The sequence below is a fragment of the Croceibacterium ferulae genome (assembly GCF_003660445.1).
Classification (GTDB): domain Bacteria; phylum Pseudomonadota; class Alphaproteobacteria; order Sphingomonadales; family Sphingomonadaceae; genus Croceibacterium; species Croceibacterium ferulae.
This window is the reverse complement of the sequence record NZ_QZVQ01000004.1, coordinates 1-18,749: the sequence shown is the minus strand read 5'-3', so window position 1 is coordinate 18,749 and position 18,749 is coordinate 1. Positions and strand designations below refer to the sequence as shown.

Genomic DNA, 18,749 nt, shown 5'->3' with positions numbered 1-18,749 from the left:
TCCCAGATGTGAGGCATGACCGAGCGAGCCACCAAGCGCCCCGAAGGCTTCTCCAAGCCCGCTTACTGGAGCGATGCCCCGGCGCCCGCGCCGCAGCCCGGTGTGGAGCAGGACGAGCTCAGCCCCACCCGCTATGGCGATTGGGTGAAGGACGGGATCGCGATCGACTTTTCCTGAGGGCTTGTCGGGCTGGCCTAGATCCAGCCGGCCAGTTCGCGGCGCATCAGTGCCGCCAGCATGTCCATCCCGACGGCACTGGCGTTCAGGCAATCGAGTGTGTGGAACATCTCCCCGCCGGCGCCGATGAACTGCTCCCGCCCGCGGATGGCCAGTTCCTCCAGCGTTTCCAGGCAATCGGCGGCAAAGCCGGGTGCCGCGATGGCCAGCCGCCTGGTGCCCGCCTGCGCCTCCGCCACCAGCACTTCGTCCGTCGCCGGCCCCAGCCATTTGGCCGGGCCGAAGCGGGACTGAAAGGCGGTGACGCAGCGCAGGCCGGGCCGCGCCAGCGCCGATTCCAGCAGGCGCGCGGTCTTGCGACAGTGGCAGTGATAGGGGTCGCCCAGCTCCAGCGTGCGCTTCGGCATGCCGTGGAAGCTGAGCAGCAGGACCTCCGGTACGAAGTCCAGCGCATCGATCTGGCGGCCCAGATCATCGGTCAGCGCATCGATATAGAGCGGATCATCGTGATAGGGCGGCAGGGTGCGGAGGGTCGGTTGCCAGCGCATTGTCCGCAGCTTGTCCGCAGCCTTATCCACAACCGTGGCGGTCGTTGCCGCACAATATTGCGGGTAAAGCGGGGCGAGCAGGATGCGTTCGCATCCGGCATCCTTCAGCCGCTGCAGCTCCAGCCCGATTTCGGGGCGCCCGTAGCGCATTGCCCAGCCGACGGTCACCCGGTCGCCCAGCGCGGTCTGCAGCCCGGCGGCCTGCTGCGCCGTGATCGCGGCCAGCGGCGACCCGGCTTCGGTCCACACCTGGCTGTAGGCATGGGCGCTCTTCTTCGGGCGGGTGTTCAGGATGATGCCGCGCAGGATCGGCTGCCAGGCGATCGCGGGGATCTCCACCACCCGCCGGTCGGACAGGAACTCCGCGAGATAGGTCCGCACCGCCTTGGCATCGGGCGCGTCGGGCGTGCCCAGATTGACCAGCAGCACCCCGACCTTCCCGCTGGTGACGGTTGGGTGATCGGCCGGGAGGGCTTGCGTCTGGTGGGTCATGCGCCGGCTGATAGCAGGGGAAGTGCGCGCAGGCGACGGCCGGTGGCGGCGAACAGCGCATTGGCGATGGCGGGCGCTACGGGGGCGACGGGGAGCTCGCCGGGGTCGAACGGCGCGCCGGTGCTCTCGATCAGGTCGATGCCGATCTCCGGGCAGTCGGCCAGGCGCGGCAGGTTCAGGTCGCGCAGCCGTTCCTGCCGCACGATGCCGTCGCGGTATTCCAGCCCGGAGCCGAGCGCGAGGCCGAGGCCGTATAGGAGGCCGCCCTCGATCTGCTGCAGCGCGATGTCGCGGTTGATCACGCGGCCGATCTCCACGGATGCGGCAAGCCGGGTCACCCGCACCGGCCCGGAGCCGGGTGCAACGGTGGCGACCAGCGCGATCCGTCCGCTGGCCGGGCCCAGCTGCATCCGGTGGCAGGCGAGACCCTGCCGGCTGCCCGGAGCGCCGCCATCCCAGCTGGCCAGCCGCCCTGCCCGTTGCAGGCAGAGCGCGAGGCGCGGATCGTCCCCCAGCAATGCAATGCGGAAGGACAGCGGTTCACGCCCGGCGGCACGGGCCAGCTCGTCGGTGAAGCTTTCGACCGCGAAGCAGGTGATGCCATGGGCATTGCCGCGCAGCCGGCCGGCGGGCAGCGGCAGGGTGACGGGCACATGCTCCACCCGCGCATGAGCGGCGCGGTACGGCGGCAGCAGCCCTTCGCAGGCGAGCGGGTCTGCCTGGTTGGCGACGGCTTCGCGTGCGGCCCAGCTGGTGCGATTATCCAGCAGCCTTGCGCCGAATTCCAGCGCGGCAGGCGGGGTGGCGATGCGGGCGGCGAAGCCCGCCAAGCTGCCATCGGCGCCGAGATGCGCGCTGATCTGGATGGCGGCGGGTGGACGCGGGAGGAGGCGCAGCTGTTCCTGCCAGCGGCTCCAGGTCAGTTGCACCGGTCGGCCGACCTCCCGCGCGATCAGCGCCGCCTCGATCGCGTGCTCATGCTCCAGCCGCCGGTCGAAGCTGCCGCCGGCCGGCATGGGGTAGAGCACCGTGTCACGCAGCGAGATGCCCAGGGCCCGGGCCGCCGCCGCGCGCGCCTGCTCGGGCGCCTGCGTCGCCAGCCACAGTTCCAGCCGGCCATCGGCCAGCCGCGCGGTGCAGCTGGCGGTTTCCACCGTGCCATGCGCGGCGGGCGCGACCGTGTAGCGTTGCGCCAGGGTCGCCCGACCCGCCGGGCCGTCCTCGGCACCCGAAGTGGCGACCCGCTGGCCTTCGCCGCGCTCCAGCGCCGCGTCGAGCGCTTCGGCCATGCGGGCCGACTGCACCGGATCGTGGAATCGGAAATGCGGCGCCATCGCGGTCAGCGCGCGCTCGGCGCTCCACCAGTCGGTCGCCACGGCGGCGAGCCAGCGCTTGCCGGCGACGACCCCGAGGAGGCCGGGCACATCCGCGGCCGCCGCGCGATCGAAGGTGCCCAGTTCCGCCCGGTCCAGCGGGCCGTGGCGGATCGCGGCGTGGACCATGCCGGGCAGCCGCACGTCGCCCGCGAACAGCCAGCTGCCATCGACCTTGGCCGGCGCATCCAGCCGAGGGAAAGCCGGCGGCTCGCCCGCCAGTGTGGGATCGGTCGGTGGTTCCGTGCGCAAGGGTGGCGGGTCGGGCGGGGTCAGGCCGGCCGCATCCTCCGCCAGCGCGCCGAAGCCGATGCGGCGGTTGCCATGGGTGACGAAGCCGGCGGCGACTTCGCATTCCTCCCACCGGATATCCCACCGGGCCGCAGCCGCCATGCACAGCAGCGCCCGCGCCGCCGCGGCCGCTTCGCGGCAGGGCAGTTCGTATGCGGCGAGCGCGGTGCCCTCGGCCGTGGCGGTGAAGGTGTGCGTGCGCGCCCAGCGGCGCAGCAGCGCATCGTCCGGCGCATCGGCCAGCGCCGGCACCGGCGGATCGCGCAAGGGCGTCCACCGCGCCGCCAGCGGCAGGTTGGCGAAGGCGGCGCTGACCGGCGCAGGCTCCGTCGCCACCTGCCGCCAGTCCGCCCCCAGTTCCTGCGCGGCGATCTGCGCCAGCAGGGTGGTGATGCCCTGCCCCATTTCCAGCTGCGGCACGGCGACGGTGACTACGCCCTGCCGGTCGATCTTCAGCCAGGCGCCGAACTGCGCCTCACCCTCCGTCGGCGGCAGCGGGGGCAGGTGGTCGCGTTCCAGCAGCTGCCAGGCGACCAGCAGGCCCCCGCCAGCCGCCGCCCCGCCGATCAGCCGGCGCCGGGTCAGACGCATGGGATCAGCCGCATGGCCTCAGCCCCGCATCCATTCCGCAAGGCGCAGCGCGATGGCGCGGAACGCCTGCCCCTGCGGTCCGTCGCTGGCGGCGGGCGGCTGGCCGGCATCGCTGGCCACGCGGATCTCCATCGCTAGCGGCACGCGGCCCAGGAAGGGCAGGTCCAGCTTCGCCGCGGTCGCCTCCGCTCCGCCGTGCCCGAACGGGTCGGACATCTCGCCGCAATGGGGGCAGACATAGCCGGCCATGTTCTCCACCATGCCGGCGACCGGTACGCCCACCGTGCGGAACAGGTCCAGCGCGCGGGTCGCGTCGATCAGCGCCAGATCCTGCGGGGTGGACACGATCACCGCGGCGGAGGGCCTGAACTTCTGCATCATGGTCAGCTGCACATCGCCCGTGCCCGGGGGCAGGTCGACCAGCAGCACTTCGGTATCGCCCCAGGCGGCGTCCATCATCTGCCCCAGCGCATTGCCGATCATCGGCCCGCGCCAGGCGATCGCCTTGCCCGGTTCGATCAGCTGGCCCATGCTCAGCAGCTTCAGCCCCCAGGCGCATTCCACGGGGTTCAGCTGCTGGCCCGTGGCGGTCGGCTTGGTCCCTTCGGCATGCAGCAGCGTGGGCTGCGACGGCCCGTAGATATCGGCATCCACCACGCCGACCTTCAGCCCCAGGCGGGCGAGCGCGACGGCCAGGTTGGCGGTCAGGGTGGATTTGCCCACCCCGCCCTTGCCCGAACCGACCGCGATGATCTGCCGCTCCACCCGGTCGGCCATCAGTGCCACTCGCACCTCCGTGACAATGGGAACGGCGCCCAGCGCCTGCTCCAGCGCGGCCTGCAGTTTGCCCGCCGCCCCGCGCTCCAGCCCGGCGGCATCGGCGATCAGCGTGACGACGCCATTGTCCAGGCGCAGGGTGCGGATACGGTCGCGCGCGTCGTCGGGAAGTGCGCGTGCGATCGGGTGGTCGGATCGGGGGTCGATGGGGGTCATGGGAGGGCCTGCTAGCGTGTCCAGCGCGGCCCTGCAGCGAAAATGCACCGCCGCGCCCCTGTTTTTTGGCGCTTCCTTAGCTATAAAAGTCTCATGACGAACAGAAGTGGTTGGCTGGGCTGGACGCTCGCAATGGCAGGCAAGCGCAGTCCGTGGGGCGGTGGCGCACCCGAAGACGGGCCGGCCACGCCGCCCCCCAGCGGAGAGGAACCGCCCGCGCGCGGCCCGCGCAATCCGTGGCTGCCCGATGGCACCGGCGATGGCGAGAAGCCGCCGCGCCGGTCCGCCGGGATCGAGGACATCTTCCGCAATCGCGGCCCCGAAGGACCGCGCCGCCGCCCTGGTGGCCCGGGCGGCCCGGGCGGCCCGAACTTTCGCATGCCGCGCCGCGCCAATGGCGGCAGCTGGGTGCCGATCATCGGCGCTGCGGTGGTCGCGGTGCTGGTGCTGGCCACATCGGTCCACCAGGTGGAGCCGAAGGAACAGGGCATCGTGTCCACCTTCGGCAAGTATAGCGGCACGCTGACGCCGGGCCTGAACATGACGCTGCCCTGGCCGCTGCAGAATGTGGATGTGACGGATGTGACCTCCATCCGGTCTGAACAGATGCCGGACGGCAATGCGGAGCAGCTGATCCTGACGGGCGACCAGAACCTGGTCGACCTGTCCTACCTGATCCGCTGGAATATCAAGGATCTGCAGCAGTTCCGCTATCAGCTGGCGGAGCCGCAGGAGACCCTGCGCGAAGTGGCGGAAGCCGCCATGCGCGCCTCCGTTTCGGAACAGACCTTCGACAGCATCGTGTCCGGCGCCGGCCGCGCGACTGTGGAGGAACGGGTGCGCACCCGCATGCAGGCGATCCTGGATGCCTACCGTTCCGGCATTGCCATCCAGGGCGTCGATATCGGGCGCACCGAACCGCCGGAGCGGGTGGTCGAGGCGTTCAAGGACGTGTCCGCCGCGCAGCAGGATGCCGATGCGGAGATCAACCGTGCGGAGGCCTATTCGCAGCAATTGCTGGCCCGTGCGCAGGGTGACGCGGCCGAGTTCAACAATATCTACGAGGAATATCGCCAGGCGCCCGAGGTGACCCGCCGGCGGTTGTATTACGAGACGATGGAAAGCGTGCTGGCCAAGACCAACAAGACCGTCGTGGAGTCAGGCGGCGTGACGCCGTACCTGGCTCTGCCAGAACTGCAGCGGCGCTCTTCCCCGCAGCCGACGCAGACGCCGTCGACCCAGGTGCCGGATGCGGCGCCGACCCGGACGCGGGCAGGAGCACGCTGATGGAACAGGTCTGGAACCGCTACAAGTTCGCCATCATCGCCGCCGCAGCCCTGCTGGTGGCGGCCCTGGCGAGCATTGTGATCGTGCCCGAGACGCAGCAGGTGGTGGTGATCCGCACCGGCGAGGCCGTGCGCGTGATCAACCGTTACCGCCCCAATGTGGCCTTCGGCGACACCGGCGCGGGCATCTCCATGCGCATCCCCGTGCTGGAAACCGTCCAATATGTCGACAAGCGCGTGCTGGACCTGGACATGGAGCGCCAGCAGGTGCTGTCCAGCGACCAGCAGCGCTTGCAGGTGGATGCCTATGCCCGCTTCCGCATTATCGACCCCATCGCCATGGTGGAGAATGCGGGCACGGAGGAGAACCTGCGCACGCAGCTGTCGCCCATCCTCACCTCCGTGTTGCGGCAGGAACTGGGCCGGCGCAGCTTCGCCAGCCTGCTGACGCCCGAGCGAGGTGACGCCATGAGCAACATCCGCGCGGCGCTGGACGCACAGGCGCGGCAATATGGCGCGCAGGTGATCGACGTACGGATCAAGCGGGCCGACCTGCCCGACGGCACGCCGCTGGAAGCCGCCTTCACCCGCATGGAAACCGATCGCGAGCAGGAGGCGGCCTCCATCCGCGCCGGCGGCCAGCGCGATGCGCAGATCATTCGTGCGGAGGCGGAGGCGCAGGCGGCCAACACCTATGCCAGCGCATATGGCAAGGATCCGGAGTTCTATGACTTCTACCGCGCCATGCAGTCCTATCGCCGCACCTTCGAAATGGGTGAAGGCGAGAGCAACATCATCCTGTCGCCGGAAAATGATTATCTCCGCCAGTTCCGCGGCGGGAACCGATAGGGGCGTTCAAACGCAGTTCAGTGCCCCGGCGTCATAGCTGACGCAGCATCTTGCATCCGGCAGGCGCGTGTCCCGCGCCGCCCATCGTGAAGGAACCACAAGGACGTGAAGCCCGTGCGTTATTCCTATGGCATCACCGCTGCGCTGCTCGCCGGCGCCGCAAGCCTTTCGCTCATCTCCGGCTTCCCCGCCGGCGCGCAGGTCGCGCAGAACGACGCGGGTGCCATGACCAACATGGTCCCGCGCGCCGGCGCACCTGCCAGCTTTGCCGACCTGACGCAGCAGCTGCAGCCGGCGGTGGTCAACATCTCCACCCGGCAGCGGGTGACTGTGACCAACAATCCCTTCGCCGGCACGCCCTTCGAGGGGATGTTCGGCAATCAGGGGCAGGAATCCACGCGCGAGGCGCAGTCGCTGGGCAGCGGCTTCCTGATCAGTGCGGATGGCTATGTCGTCACCAACAACCACGTCATCAGCCCGCCGGACACCAATGCCGAACTGGAAGAGGTGACGGTTACGCTGCCCGACGGCACGGAATACCAGGCGGAAGTCGTCGGCAACGATGCCGACAGCGACCTTGCGGTGCTGAAGATCAACCGTGACGAGCCGTTTCCCTTCGTGCAGTTCGGCAATTCCGCTGCCTCGCGCGTCGGCGACTGGGTGATCGCGATCGGCAATCCGTTCGGCCTGGGCGGCACGGTGACCAGCGGGATCATCTCCTCTGTCCTGCGATCCACCGGCATGACCAATAGCGGCGCCTATGACCGCTACATCCAGACCGATGCCAGCATCAACCGCGGCAATTCGGGCGGACCGCTGTTCGACATGCAGGGCAATGTGATCGGCATCAACAATGCCATCTTCAGCCCCAGTGGCGGCAGCGTGGGCATCGGCTTCGCAATTCCGGCCGACATCGCCTCCCCCATCGTGCAGAAGCTGATCGCGGGCGAGGAGATCGTGCGCGGCTATCTGGGCGTGCAGATCCAGCCGATGAACGAGGACCTGGCCGCCGCCCTGGGCATTGCCGCCAATCGTGGCGAGTTCATCCAGGGCGTGCAGCCCGGCGGAGCGGCGGAGCAGGCCGGCGTGCAGGCGGGCGACGTGGTCCTGTCCGTGAACGGCGAGGAGGTCACGCCGGACCAGACGCTGTCCTATCTGGTGGCGAACACCGCGCCCGGCACGCGCATCCCGCTGGAGGTGATCCGCGAAGGCAGTCGCCGCACCGTGCAGGTCACCGTGGGCCGTCGCCCGAGCCAGGAAGAGCTGCGCTCGCAGCAGTTCAGCATGGACGAGGAAGCGCCGGAGCAGCAGCAGGCGCCCACCGGCGACGGGCTGATCCCGCAGGCACTCGGCCTGCAGGTCACGCCCATCACGCCGCTGATCGCGCGTCAGCTGGGCGTCGGCGCGGACACGCGCGGCCTGGTGGTCGTGGCGGCCGACCAGTCTTCGGACGCGGCGCGCAAGGGCCTGCGCCGGGGCGTGATCATCGAGACGGCCAACGGCTCGGCCGTGGCGACGACCGGCGATCTGGAAGGTGCCATCCGCGCCGCACGCAGCGAAGGCCGGGCGGCGATCCTGCTGCGGGTGCGTGCCCGTGGCGGGCCGGCGACCTCCGTCCCCGTGCGCCTGCGCGGCGAATAGATCGACGACGTTACATGGAAGGGCGCGGCGGGGTTGGCCTGCCGCGCCCTTTTCTGTGCCGGTCAGCCGTGCAGTTCGGTGATCCAGCGGCCGACGGCGTGCAGGTCCGGCAGCACCGCCGTCGCCAGCGCCTGCGTCTCGGGCGTGACGGGCGCCAGGTCCGGCACCAGCAGCGCCATCATCCCGGCCGCCGCCGCCGCCTTCAGACCATTGGGTGAATCCTCCACCGCGACGCAGGCCATCGGATCGACGCCCAGCCGCTGCGCCGCCAGCAGGTAAGGCTCCGCATGGGGCTTGGGATTGGTGACGTCGCTGACGGTCACCACCGTGGCGAACCGGTCCAGGATGCCGGCGGCCCGCAGCCGTTCCTGCGCATTGGGCGCGCGGGTGGAGGTGCACAGGCCCAGCGGCAGGCCGTCCGCCCGCAACGCGTCCAGCAGTTCCATCGCGCCCGGCCGAAAAGGCACGCCACGCCGCCACATCTCCTCGAACAGGCGATCGGACTCGCGGTAGAAGGCCAGCGGCGTTTCCGCATCGCCCCACAGATTATGGAGACGGGCCAGATTGCCTTCGCGGTGAACGCCCACGAATTGCAGCAGCAGTTCCGCCGGCAGTTCCCGCCCGATGGTCCGCGCCGCGGCGGCATGGGCCGCATGCTCCACCGCCTCCGTATCGAGCAGCGTTCCGTCCATGTCGAAGATCACCGCCGATGGCGGTTGCAGATGCGTGTCAGCCATGTGCTGTCCTATTGTGCGGAAAAGATGCGCCCTTCACTCCGTGACGGAGCGGACGGGCCGATGCGGCGGGGCGCGGGCGCGGCGGTGCCCTCCCGCCCCAGCGCGCGGTCGAGGAAATCGTCGCCCACCGCTGGCGGCGGCGGGGACGGCTGGGGCGCGGGTGGCGGGCGCACCTGCACCGGGCGGCGCGTGCCCTCGTCAAACGGCCGCGGGTCCGAACCCGGGGCGTAATCCTGCCCGTCATCGTAGTCCGGCCCTTCCGGATAGGGGCCGATCGGATTGCCCTGCTCGTCATAGAAGAAATAGCCGTCATCCTGGCCATCGCCGAACAGATATTCGTCGTCCGGCTCCAGCTGCCAGCCGGGCAGCTTCAGCTCCGTATCGAACTGCTCCACCGGCCGGTCGCTGACCGCGACACGCATGTAATCGGCAAAAGCGCGGGCCGGCGCGGCGCCGCCCTGCAGCCCGCCGACGGCTCGCGCATCGTCGCGGCCCATCCACACGCCGGTGGTGATGCCGCTGGAGAAGCCGACGAACCAGCCATCCTTGTTGCTGCTCGTCGTGCCGGTCTTGCCCGCCACCGGGCGGCCGATCTGCGCCGCGCGCCCCGTGCCGGTGTTGACGGCGGTCTGCAGCAGGTCGGTGATGCCGGCGGCGACATAGTCCGGGATCAGCATGTCGCGCCGCTCCGGCTCCCGCGCATAGAGCAGCTCGCCGCTGCCGGTGGTGACGCGGGTGATGCCATAGGGCTCGACCGCTTCCCCCCGCGCCGACACGGCGGCAAAGGCGCGGGTCATGTCGAGCAGGCGGACCTCCGAACTGCCCAGCACCATGGCCGGGTTGGTGGCGACCGGCGTGGTGATGCCGAGCCGGCGCGCCATGGCGGCGACGTTGGAGAAGCCGACCTCGTTCCCCAGCTGCGCCGCCACCGTGTTGACGGAATAGGCAAAGGCGGAGCGCAGGTCGATCTGTCCAGCAAAGCGGCCGTTGGAGTTGCGCGGGCTCCAGCCATTGATGGTGACCGGCCCGTCGACCACGGCGTCATCGGGCGTGTAGCCATTCTCCAGCGCCGCAAGATAGACGAACAGCTTCCACGCGGAGCCGGGCTGGCGCAGTGCCTCCGTTGCGCGGTTGTAGTTGGAGCGGACGTAATCGGTGCCGCCGACCATGGCCAGCACCGCGCCGTCCCGGTCCAGGCTGACCAGCGCGCCCTGCGCGCCCTTCGGCGCATGGCTGCTGATCGCCGACTGTGCGGCGCGCTGCATTGCCGGGTCGATCGTGGTCCAGACCTCCACCGGTTCCGTATTGTCATAGGGCAGCAGCAGGTCGAGCTGCGGGAGCACCCAGTCCGTGAAGTAGCGGACGGAGTTCTGGCCCTCCTCCTCCTTCAGCCGGATGGCGGACACGTCCACCTCGGCCTCCCACGAGCTGATCGCGCCGTAACGCTGCATGGCGTCCAGCACGACCTGCGCGCGGGCAACCGCGGCATCGGTGTCTGCAGTGGGGGCATAGCGGCTGGGCGCCTTCACCAGCCCGGCGATGATCGCGGCCTCGCCCACGGACAGGTCGCGCGCCGAATGGCTGAAGAAGCGGCGGCTGGCGGAATCGATGCCATAGGCGCCGCCGCCGAAATAGACCTTGTTGAGATACAGCTCCAGGATCTGCTGCTTGGTGAACTTGGCCTCCAGCGCCAGCGCCAGGATCGCCTCGCGCGCCTTGCGGTCCATGGTGCGGTTGGAATTGAGGAAGATGTTGCGGGCCAGCTGCTGCGTGATCGTGCTGGTCGCACGCACCGACGTATCATAGCGCCAGGCCACATAGACCGCACGGGCCAGGCCGATCGGGTCGATGCCGGGATGCGAATAATAGCGGCGGTCCTCCACCGCCACCATCGCGTCCTTCATCACCTGCGGGATCTCGTCCGCGCGCAGCCATTCGCCATAGGACGGGCCGAGATTGACGATCTCGCTACCGTCGCGCGCGCGGACCACGATGGTCTGCCCGTTCTGGCTGCTCATCAACGCGGCATAGCCGGGCATGGAGCGGGCCGCGAAGTAGACGGAAGTGCCAAGGCCGATCACCGCCAGCAGCAGCAGCAGCCCGCCACCGATCAGCAGGCGGCGCAGCCATCTGGCCGCGCCGGAACGCTCCGCCCGAGGGGGGCGGGGGCTGCTGCCACCGCCGGTCTTCGAAGGGGAGCGCCTGCGCCGTGCTTGCGCCATGAAAGCCTTCATCCTGCATGCGGGGCGCCGAAACGGCCCCGATCAGCCGCGCCCATGGAACCGGCTGCCGGAATGGCGGCTTAACGGCGGCAAAGCAAGCCGCCGCCCCGTCAGTCCTTGGGTTGGAAGTCCAGCGCAGCGCTGTTGATGCAATAGCGCAGACCTTCCGGGCCCGGGCCATCGGGGAAGACGTGGCCGAGATGCCCGGCGCAATTGCTGCACACGACTTCCGTCCGGACCATGCCGTGGCTGACGTCCCGATGCACTTCGACCGCCTGATCCGCCGCAGGCTGCGCGAAGGATGGCCAGCCGGACCCGGAATCGTACTTGGCGTCGGATTCGAACAGGGCCTGCCCGCAGCCGGCGCAACGATATTCGCCTTCCTGCTTGTTCTTGTCGTATTTGCCGGTGAAGGCGCGCTCCGTTCCGGCCTGGCGCAGCACCTGGTACTGCTCCGGGCTCAGCCGCTCGCGCCATTCGGCATCGGTCAGGGTCAGCTTCTCGGTCATGGGGGTCTCCTTTGACCGGGGATATGGGCAGCGCCGGTGCGGGGCGCTAGGCCCCGGAACCCAGCGCCGCGATGAAGGCATCGGCGCGGACCCGCACCGCGGCGGCATCCAGCCCGACGGAATAGAGCGCGGAACCGAGGCCGAAGCCCGCCGCGCCCGCCGCCTGCCACGGCCCCATATTGTCCGGCCCGATCCCGCCGACGGGCAGCACGCGGGTGCCGGCGGGCAGCACGGCGCGCATGGCCTTCAGCACGGCCGGGCTGGCGGCTTCGGCCGGGAACAGCTTCAGCGCGGCGGCGCCGGCGGCGAGGGCCGCGAAGGCTTCGGTCGGGGTGGCGATACCGGGCAGGGAGACGAGGCCGCGGCCGGCCGCCTCCGCAATCACGGCCGTGTCGGCATTCGGCGCGATCACCACCGTGCCGCCGGCATCCTGCACCGCCGCGACCTGCTCCACCGTCAGCACCGTACCCGCACCCACCACGGCGCGGCCAGCCAGCCGCGTGGCCAGGCGGGCGATGCTGTCCAGCGGGTCGGGCGAGTTCATCGGCACCTCGATGATGGAAAAGCCCGCCTCCACCAGCTGCTCGCCGATCGCCTCCACCTCGTCCGGCCGCACGCCGCGCAGGATGGCGATCAGCGGACAGCGGGCGAAGGCGGCGTCGAAGGTTTCACAATGGGTCATAGGGCAAGCTCCCGGATGCGGGTGATCCCCGCGAGAAAGGCGGTCTGGCTGTCATGCAGGCGGGCCGTCCCGCCCAGCACCTCCACCGCGGACTGGTACAATCCGCCCAGCACCGGGTCGGACAGGATGTCGACCGCCCGGCCATCGGCCTCGGTCAGCCGCGCGGCGACATCGGCGCCGATCAGCAACCCGCTGCAATGGGTCGCCGCATCGGCATCGTCGCGCTGGCCCAGCACGCCGGCCGCGCGGATGGCGAACAGGCTGGCGGCGAGATCGCGCCGGCCGCCTTCGGCCACGCCGGCGCGGAACACCGGGCCATCCTCCACGGTGCCGGCCAGCTGCGCGGCCAGCAGGCCATCCTTGCGCAGCAGCGCGAACAGCTCCCCCGTCATGGCGGTGGTGAAGCGGGCGATCCGGCCCCCTGCCATCTCGACCCATTTGCAATGGGTGCCCGGCTGGCACAGCAGCGCATCGGCAGCGACGGCGCCGCTGGCCACCGCACCCAGCAGCTGCACCTCCTCGCCCCGCATCACGTCGGCGCGCGCGCCATCCTGGCAGGAGACGCCGGGCACGATGAACACGCCGGGCGCGACCTCCGCCAGCGCACCGGCCAGTGCCTCCGCACCGGCGGGTGCCGGCGCATAGGGCACGGCGCGCCAGCCGATATTGGACCCGACCATCCCCGCCAGCAGCACCGGATGGTCGCCGAACCGGGCGCGCATGGCGGCGATCTCCGCCGGGTAGTCGCTGACGGCCGTCGCGCCGCGATCGTCGCGCAGGGTCTCCTGCACGGTGCCACCATCGTCGATGGCGTAGATACGGCGGTTGGTGGTGCCCCAGTCGACAGCGATGAACATTCGGCCCCGGCCCTTCTGCAATCTCGGCTGTGCATTTATAGGATAAGTGCGTCCCGTCCAGTTCCCTTGCGTGACAGGCGCGTGCGGATGTTGCACAAGGCCGGGGTGATGGACAGCGATACAATCGGTCTTGGCCTGCCGCTCAACCAGACGCTGGGGCGCAACCTGACGCATGGCATGCTCGACACCCTGGGCAAGGCGATCGTGGTCGGCCGGTACGAGACGCGCCCCTTCCCCACGGAGGCGGAGATCGCCAAGGCCTTCGGCGTCAGCCGCTCCGTCACGCGCGAAGCGGTCAAGATGCTGACGGCCAAGGGGCTGGTCAGCGCCCGCCCGCGGCAGGGCACGGTGGTGCAGCCATCATCGCAGTGGAACCTGTTCGATACGGACGTGCTGCGCTGGCTGCTGGACCGCAAGTTTTCCGTCCAGCTGCTGCGCCAGTTCAACCAGCTGCGCATCGCGATCGAGCCGGAGGCGGCGGCGCTGGCCGCGCTGCATCATACGCCGATGGAACTGGAGGCGATCCGCGAAGGGCTGCACCGCATGGAGCGCGCCGATGCCGGCGATGGCGATGCGCTGGACGCCGACATCGCGTTCCACGTGGCGGTGCTGCGGGCATCGGGCAATCCGTTCTACGCCCAGTTCCAGCAGATGGTGGCGACCGCCCTGCGCACCTCCATCCGCTTCACCAACCGCATCAAGGGCCGCACCGCCAGCATCGCCGACCATGCCGCCGTGGCCGACGCCATCGCCGCGCGCGACGTGACGGTCAGCCGCGCGGCCATGCAGCGCATCATCGGCGACGTGCTCGGCCTGATCGGCGATACCGAAGATTGACGGCCGCCCGGCCGACCACTCACCAACAGGGGAAATGCACATATGATGTTCGCTGACCGGTTCTGCCGCGCTGTCCTGCTGGGCGGCGCATCGCTGCTTTCCATCCTGCCTCTGTCCGCCGGCGCGCAGGACGAGGCGGCGATCGCCGCGATCATCGACGAGGGGATGAACCGGTCCGAGATCCTGCCCGCGGCACACGAGTTGCTGGACGGGATCGGCCCTCGGCTGACCAACTCGCCGGGCATGCGCCGGGCGGAAGAGTGGGCGATCGCGCGGATGCAGGAAATCGGCCTGCGCAATGTGCACCGCGAAGGCTTCACCTTCGGCCGCGGGTGGGAGGCGCTCGACATCGAGGTCGACCAGATCGCGCCCCGGCCGATCGAGCTGACCGCCACGCCCATCGCCTGGACACCGGGCACCGATGGCGTGCTGGAAGCCGAGGTGGTGGTCGCGCCGATGAGCGAGAAGGCACATTTTGCCGCCTATCGCGGCCAGCTGGCGGGCAAGATCGTCCTGGTCAGCCTGCCGGGCACCGGCGACGAGCCGACCACCGCGCCCTTCCGCCGGCTGAGCGCCAGCGACATCGCGGAACGCGATACCTTTGCCCTGCCCAGCTACGACCCCGATGCGGCCGACCGCCGCAAGGACCGGCAGGATTTCGCGCTGGAGCGCGACGCCTTCCTGAAGGCGGAAGGCGCGGTGGCGATGGTCGTCATCTCCGCTCGCGACGGCAAGCTGCTGCACGGCAGCGGCTACACCTTCGAAAGCGGGCGCACCCCCACCCTGCCCGGGATCGAGATCGCGGCGGAGGATTACCGGCGGCTGGCCCGTTATGCGAAGGTCGGCCCGGCGCCGGTGCTGCGCATCAACAGCCAGGTGCGCTTCCACGACGACGACACGCAGGCCTACAACATCATCGGCGAGATCCCCGGCACCGACCGCAACGCCGGCTATGTCATGGCGGGCGCGCATTTCGACAGCTGGGCCGCCGCCGACGGGGCGGTGGACAATGGCGCAGGGTCGCTCGACATCCTGGAGGCCGCCCGCATCCTGACCGCCACCGGCGCACGGCCGCGACGCACGATCCGCTTTGCGCTGTGGAGCGGGGAGGAGCAGGGCCTGCTGGGCTCGCTCGCCTATGTTCGCCAGCATCTCGCCAGCCGGGCGGGCGATACCAGCGCGGACGCGCCGTCGCTGTCGACGTACAACAACTGGGGTGACCTGTGGCCGATCACGAAGCGGCCAGGCTATGCCGACATGAAGGCCTATTTCAACATCGATAACGGATCGGGCAAGTTGCGCGGCATCCATGCGGAAGGCAACATCGCCGCCCAGCCGCTGCTGCGCGAATGGCTGAGCCCGTTTGCCAGCATGGGGGCGGGCACGGTGGTCGGTGGCAATACCGGCGGTACCGACCATGTGTTCATGCAAGCGATCGGGCTGCCCGCGTTCCAGTTCATCCAGGATCCGCTGGATTACGGATCGCGCCTGCATCACACCAATATCGACACGCTGGACCATATGCGACCGGACGACATGCGACAGGCCGCGACGGTGCTGGCGGGCGTGCTGCTGCAGGCGGCCAGTTCGGACAAGACCTTGCCGGCAGAGCCGCTGCCGGTGCAGCCGGCTGCGACCGACCCGTTCGCCTACGACTACCCCGAAACGGACTGACGCCTGTCTTTTATCGTCATCGCGGGCCCGGGTCGGCGGGCGCGGCAATCCAGGGCGGCAAATATGGTGCCCGCGGCCCTGGATCGCTTCGCTTCGCTCGCGATGACGAAAACGGGCTGGTTCAGGCAGCCTCGGCCAGCAATTCGCCCGCAGGTGGGCTCTGTTCCAGCAGCGCCAGCAGGCCGCGCTCCTCCCGGCTGAGCCACTGGGTCTTGCGCGGCAGCTTCAGCGTCGCGCGCCAGCTTTCCTGATCTTCGATCAGCGCGGTCACGGCCGGGTGGACATAGGACCGGCGGGCCACGGCGGGCGTGTTGCCCAGCTTGTCCGACACTTCCTCCATCAGCGCCTTGATCGTCAGCTTGCCCTTGGCGCCCGCCAGCATGTTGAAGGCGAGCACGCTCCCGTGCCAGGTGCGGAAGTTCTTGGCGGTGAAGTGCTGGCCCATCGTCTCGCACAGATAGTCGTTCACCTCGTCCGAGCCGACATTGTGGACCTCGCCATCCTCGCCCAGATACTGGAACAGGTGCTGGCCCGGCAGGTCCTGCATCTTGCGCACGAAATGGGCCAGCCGCTTGTCGGTGATGGTCACCTCGCGCTGCTTGCCGCTCTTGGCGCGGAAGCTCAGCCTCAGCCTAGGTCCGCTGACCGTGGCATGTTCCTGCCGCAGGGTGGTCGCGCCGAAGGAGTTGTTCTCCTTGGCGTAGGCCTCGTTCCCGATGCGCACGATGCCGAGATCCAGCAACCGCACCACGCTGGCGATCGCATGGCTGCGGGTGACGGTGCGCCCGCTGAGATCCGTTTCCACCCGCTTGCGCACCAGCGGCAGCAATTCGCCGAAGGTGCGGCAGCCATCGAACTTCAGCCCTTCCTGCTGGGTGCGGAAGACCGGGTGGTAACGGTACTGCTTGCGCCCCTTGTCATCATAGCCGGTCGCCAGGATATGCCCGTTGTCCGCCGGGCAGAACCAGGTGTCGACATAGGCCGGCGGCAGGGCAATGCTGTTCAGCCGGTCGATCTCCGCCCGGTCCTTGATCCGTTCGCCCGTGGCGTCGAAGTAGGCCCACCCCTTCCCCGCCTTGCGCCGGGTGATGCCCGGCAGCTCGTCATCGACAAAGATCAGGTTCGCGGGGGTGTTTGTCATTGCTGGCGGTGAACGGATGCCGTGCTCTTGCGGTTCCGGCAGGCCCTCGCCAGATCGCGGCTCTGAACAGCAAGGAACACCCTGCCGCATGACCGATGCCTATACCCCGCCCGAAGTCTGGACCCACGATCCCGCCAATGGGGGCCGCTTCGCCGGCCTGAACCGCCCCACCGCCGGCGCGCGGGAGGACAAGGCGCTGCCCGTGGGCGAGCACCCGTTCCAGCTTTATTCGCTTGGCACGCCCAACGGCATCAAGGTGACCGTGATGCTGGAGGAACTGCTGGCCGCCGGTTACAGCGAGGCCGAGTATGATGCATGGCGCATCAGCATCATGGATGGCGACCAGTTCGGCAGCGGCTTCGTGGAGGTGAACCCCAATTCCAAGATCCCGGCGCTGGTCGACCGCAGCGGGGCGGAGCCGGTGCCGGTGTTCGAATCCGGCGCGATCCTGCTGTACCTGGCCGAGAGGTTCGACTTCCTGCTGCCCCGCACGCAGCCCGCGCGCACCCGGGTGATGAGCTGGCTGATGTGGCAGATGGGCAGCGCGCCGCTGATCGGCGGCGGGTTCGGCCATTTCTACGCCTATGCGCCGGAGAAGTACAAATACCCGATTGACCGTTATGCCATGGAGACCAAGCGGCTGTTCTCCGTCGCGGACGCACAGCTGGCCCGGAACGAATATCTGGCCGGCGCCGATTACAGCATCGCCGATGTCGCCGCCTATCCGTGGCTCAGCATGCTGTTCCATGGCGGATATGGCGGGGCGGACGTGTTCCTGGCGCTGCACGAATACGAGCATGTCGCGCGCTGGGTAAAGGCGATCGACGCGCGCCCCGGGGCGATCCGCGGCCGGCTGGTCAACGCCGCCGACGGCCTTGCCGAACGCCATGCGGCCAGCGATTTCGACACGCTGGACCGCGCCCTGTTCGATCCGGTACGTCAGCGTATTGGCGCCTGAGCAGCCTTGCACGGGACGGGCGCTCCGCTATAGGGCGCCCTTCCCGATGTTCGGGTAATGCTGGGGCGTAGCCAAGCGGTAAGGCACCGGTTTTTGGTACCGGCATGCGCAGGTTCGAATCCTGCCGCCCCAGCCAGTCGCATAAAGTTGTTTCGTTTCAACAATTTACCTGAGAAGTCGGATCGCATGTTGGCCCCATGCGTTGGCCCCAACCGGTGAAGGCTCCGGCCGCCTCCGTTGTCGGTTTACTGCCGCCGGAAGTGTATGCTTGCAGCGCAAGACCATGCAGACTGCCAGCTACCGAGGAGCCTGACGCTGTGGAACTCTCCCTCAATCCTCGCTGGCGTGCGGGTCTGGAAGGCGAAGCGGGAGAGATCGCTGAGTTGGAGCGCCTCTTGAACTCGGTTGCAACCGATGCATACAGCACCTTTGTTTGGAGAATTGACGCCAGCACTGCTGCAATCACTACTCACGCGTGGGATCATGTAGACACGCCCACCGAAGCAAGTGAGTTAGCGGAGAGTAGCTTGAAGCTGTTTGTAGGCGCCATGCGCCTTCACTCAGCAGGAAACCCTTTAACTATTGGCACGATGTACGAGGTGACGGAGAGTGGCGAGCTTCGATTAACGCGGGACACGAAGTTCAGAATGTTTGTTAAACCCGCGCACCCGCAATCTCCGGCAGATTTCTGTAGAGCACTGGCTTTAGCACGGGACCGAGACTGGCTAGCTTCAGCCCTAATCGAGCTTTCCACCGATATTGATTGGTATGTGATTTTCCGAATCATCGAAAACATCGAGCGCTTCTGCGGCGGCGGCGAACGGGATATGCTTAGGGTCCAGACTCGTTCAGAGCCAGAATGCCACGGCGGCAGCGAGGCTTATAGCTGAG

Annotated in this window: 17 protein-coding genes and 1 tRNA gene; 9 read left to right on the top strand and 9 right to left on the bottom strand. The window is 68.8% G+C overall.

What is annotated here, in order from left to right; all coding sequences use genetic code 11:
* The first annotated feature begins 15 nt into the window (after positions 1 to 15).
* Positions 16 to 177, top strand: coding sequence for a DUF1674 domain-containing protein (locus D5S08_RS05290; RefSeq protein WP_121116319.1), 162 nt, complete (start codon positions 16 to 18; stop codon positions 175 to 177).
* Positions 178 to 194: 17 nt separating this feature from the next.
* Here D5S08_RS05290 and hemH read toward each other — a convergent pair whose 3' ends face one another.
* The 3 genes from hemH to D5S08_RS05275 are packed head-to-tail and all read right to left on the bottom strand — an operon-like array spanning position 195 to position 4,465.
* Complete coding sequence (gene hemH, locus D5S08_RS05285; RefSeq protein WP_121116317.1) at positions 195 to 1,217, bottom strand: ferrochelatase; 1,023 nt, start codon at positions 1,215 to 1,217, stop codon at positions 195 to 197.
* The gene (locus tag D5S08_RS05280) at positions 1,214 to 3,472 is read right to left on the bottom strand and encodes a xanthine dehydrogenase family protein molybdopterin-binding subunit (RefSeq protein WP_121116315.1); all 2,259 of its coding nucleotides are present in this window, start codon (positions 3,470 to 3,472) and stop codon (positions 1,214 to 1,216) included. The genes hemH and D5S08_RS05280 overlap by 4 nt, the downstream gene beginning before the upstream one ends.
* A gap of 18 nt (positions 3,473 to 3,490) precedes the next feature.
* Positions 3,491 to 4,465, bottom strand: a complete 975-nt coding sequence (locus D5S08_RS05275; RefSeq protein ID WP_121116313.1) for an Mrp/NBP35 family ATP-binding protein — start codon at positions 4,463 to 4,465, stop codon at positions 3,491 to 3,493.
* A 132-nt stretch (positions 4,466 to 4,597) separates the two neighbouring features.
* On the opposite strand from D5S08_RS05275, the gene hflK reads away from it, so the two are divergent.
* From hflK to D5S08_RS05260, 3 genes are all read left to right on the top strand, one after another.
* Positions 4,598 to 5,752 carry a protease modulator HflK gene (gene hflK, locus D5S08_RS05270; RefSeq protein WP_121116311.1) on the top strand — a complete coding sequence of 385 codons (1,155 nt, stop codon included), beginning with the start codon at positions 4,598 to 4,600 and terminating at the stop codon, positions 5,750 to 5,752.
* Positions 5,752 to 6,600, top strand: a complete 849-nt coding sequence (gene hflC, locus D5S08_RS05265; RefSeq protein ID WP_121116309.1) for a protease modulator HflC — start codon at positions 5,752 to 5,754, stop codon at positions 6,598 to 6,600. The genes hflK and hflC overlap by 1 nt, the downstream gene beginning before the upstream one ends.
* A 114-nt stretch (positions 6,601 to 6,714) precedes the next feature.
* Positions 6,715 to 8,241, top strand: coding sequence for a Do family serine endopeptidase (locus tag D5S08_RS05260; protein ID WP_121117015.1), 1,527 nt, complete (start codon positions 6,715 to 6,717; stop codon positions 8,239 to 8,241).
* Between the two features lie 62 nt (positions 8,242 to 8,303).
* On the opposite strand, the gene D5S08_RS05255 is transcribed toward D5S08_RS05260, so the two are convergent.
* From D5S08_RS05255 to D5S08_RS05235, 5 genes are all read right to left on the bottom strand, one after another.
* Complete coding sequence (locus tag D5S08_RS05255) at positions 8,304 to 8,978, bottom strand: HAD family hydrolase (protein ID WP_121116307.1); 675 nt, start codon at positions 8,976 to 8,978, stop codon at positions 8,304 to 8,306.
* 8 nt (positions 8,979 to 8,986) lie between these two features.
* The gene (locus D5S08_RS05250; protein ID WP_121117013.1) at positions 8,987 to 11,200 is read right to left on the bottom strand and encodes a transglycosylase domain-containing protein; all 2,214 of its coding nucleotides are present in this window, start codon (positions 11,198 to 11,200) and stop codon (positions 8,987 to 8,989) included.
* Between the two features lie 110 nt (positions 11,201 to 11,310).
* The gene (gene msrB, locus D5S08_RS05245) at positions 11,311 to 11,709 is read right to left on the bottom strand and encodes a peptide-methionine (R)-S-oxide reductase MsrB (RefSeq protein WP_121116305.1); all 399 of its coding nucleotides are present in this window, start codon (positions 11,707 to 11,709) and stop codon (positions 11,311 to 11,313) included.
* A gap of 46 nt (positions 11,710 to 11,755) precedes the next feature.
* The gene (locus D5S08_RS05240) at positions 11,756 to 12,391 is read right to left on the bottom strand and encodes a 2-dehydro-3-deoxy-6-phosphogalactonate aldolase (RefSeq protein ID WP_121116303.1); all 636 of its coding nucleotides are present in this window, start codon (positions 12,389 to 12,391) and stop codon (positions 11,756 to 11,758) included.
* On the bottom strand, positions 12,388 to 13,248 hold the full coding sequence (locus D5S08_RS05235) for a 2-dehydro-3-deoxygalactonokinase (RefSeq protein WP_121116301.1): 861 nt from the start codon (positions 13,246 to 13,248) through the stop codon (positions 12,388 to 12,390). Before D5S08_RS05235 ends, D5S08_RS05240 begins: the two co-directional genes overlap by 4 nt.
* A gap of 108 nt (positions 13,249 to 13,356) precedes the next feature.
* Between D5S08_RS05235 and D5S08_RS05230 the strand changes: the two genes are divergently transcribed.
* Both D5S08_RS05230 and D5S08_RS05225 read left to right on the top strand, forming a co-directional pair.
* Positions 13,357 to 14,085, top strand: a complete 729-nt coding sequence (locus D5S08_RS05230; protein WP_121117011.1) for a FadR/GntR family transcriptional regulator — start codon at positions 13,357 to 13,359, stop codon at positions 14,083 to 14,085.
* A 42-nt stretch (positions 14,086 to 14,127) separates the two neighbouring features.
* Positions 14,128 to 15,759 (top strand): M20/M25/M40 family metallo-hydrolase, encoded by a 1,632-nt coding sequence (locus D5S08_RS05225; RefSeq protein ID WP_241557245.1) that lies wholly within the window; start codon positions 14,128 to 14,130, stop codon positions 15,757 to 15,759.
* Positions 15,760 to 15,880: 121 nt separating this feature from the next.
* Here D5S08_RS05225 and D5S08_RS05220 read toward each other — a convergent pair whose 3' ends face one another.
* Positions 15,881 to 16,900, bottom strand: coding sequence for a DNA topoisomerase IB (locus D5S08_RS05220; RefSeq protein WP_121116299.1), 1,020 nt, complete (start codon positions 16,898 to 16,900; stop codon positions 15,881 to 15,883).
* A gap of 88 nt (positions 16,901 to 16,988) precedes the next feature.
* Here D5S08_RS05220 and yghU point away from each other — a divergent pair, with 88 nt between their 5' ends.
* The 3 genes from yghU to D5S08_RS16355 all read left to right on the top strand — a co-directional run bounded on the left by yghU (position 16,989) and on the right by D5S08_RS16355 (position 18,748).
* Positions 16,989 to 17,858, top strand: coding sequence for a glutathione-dependent disulfide-bond oxidoreductase (gene yghU, locus D5S08_RS05215; RefSeq protein ID WP_121116297.1), 870 nt, complete (start codon positions 16,989 to 16,991; stop codon positions 17,856 to 17,858).
* A 61-nt stretch (positions 17,859 to 17,919) separates the two neighbouring features.
* Positions 17,920 to 17,994, top strand: a tRNA-Gln gene (locus tag D5S08_RS05210).
* A 181-nt stretch (positions 17,995 to 18,175) separates the two neighbouring features.
* The gene (locus D5S08_RS16355) at positions 18,176 to 18,748 is read left to right on the top strand and encodes a hypothetical protein (protein WP_126665494.1); all 573 of its coding nucleotides are present in this window, start codon (positions 18,176 to 18,178) and stop codon (positions 18,746 to 18,748) included.
* Position 18,749: the final 1 nt, after the last annotated feature.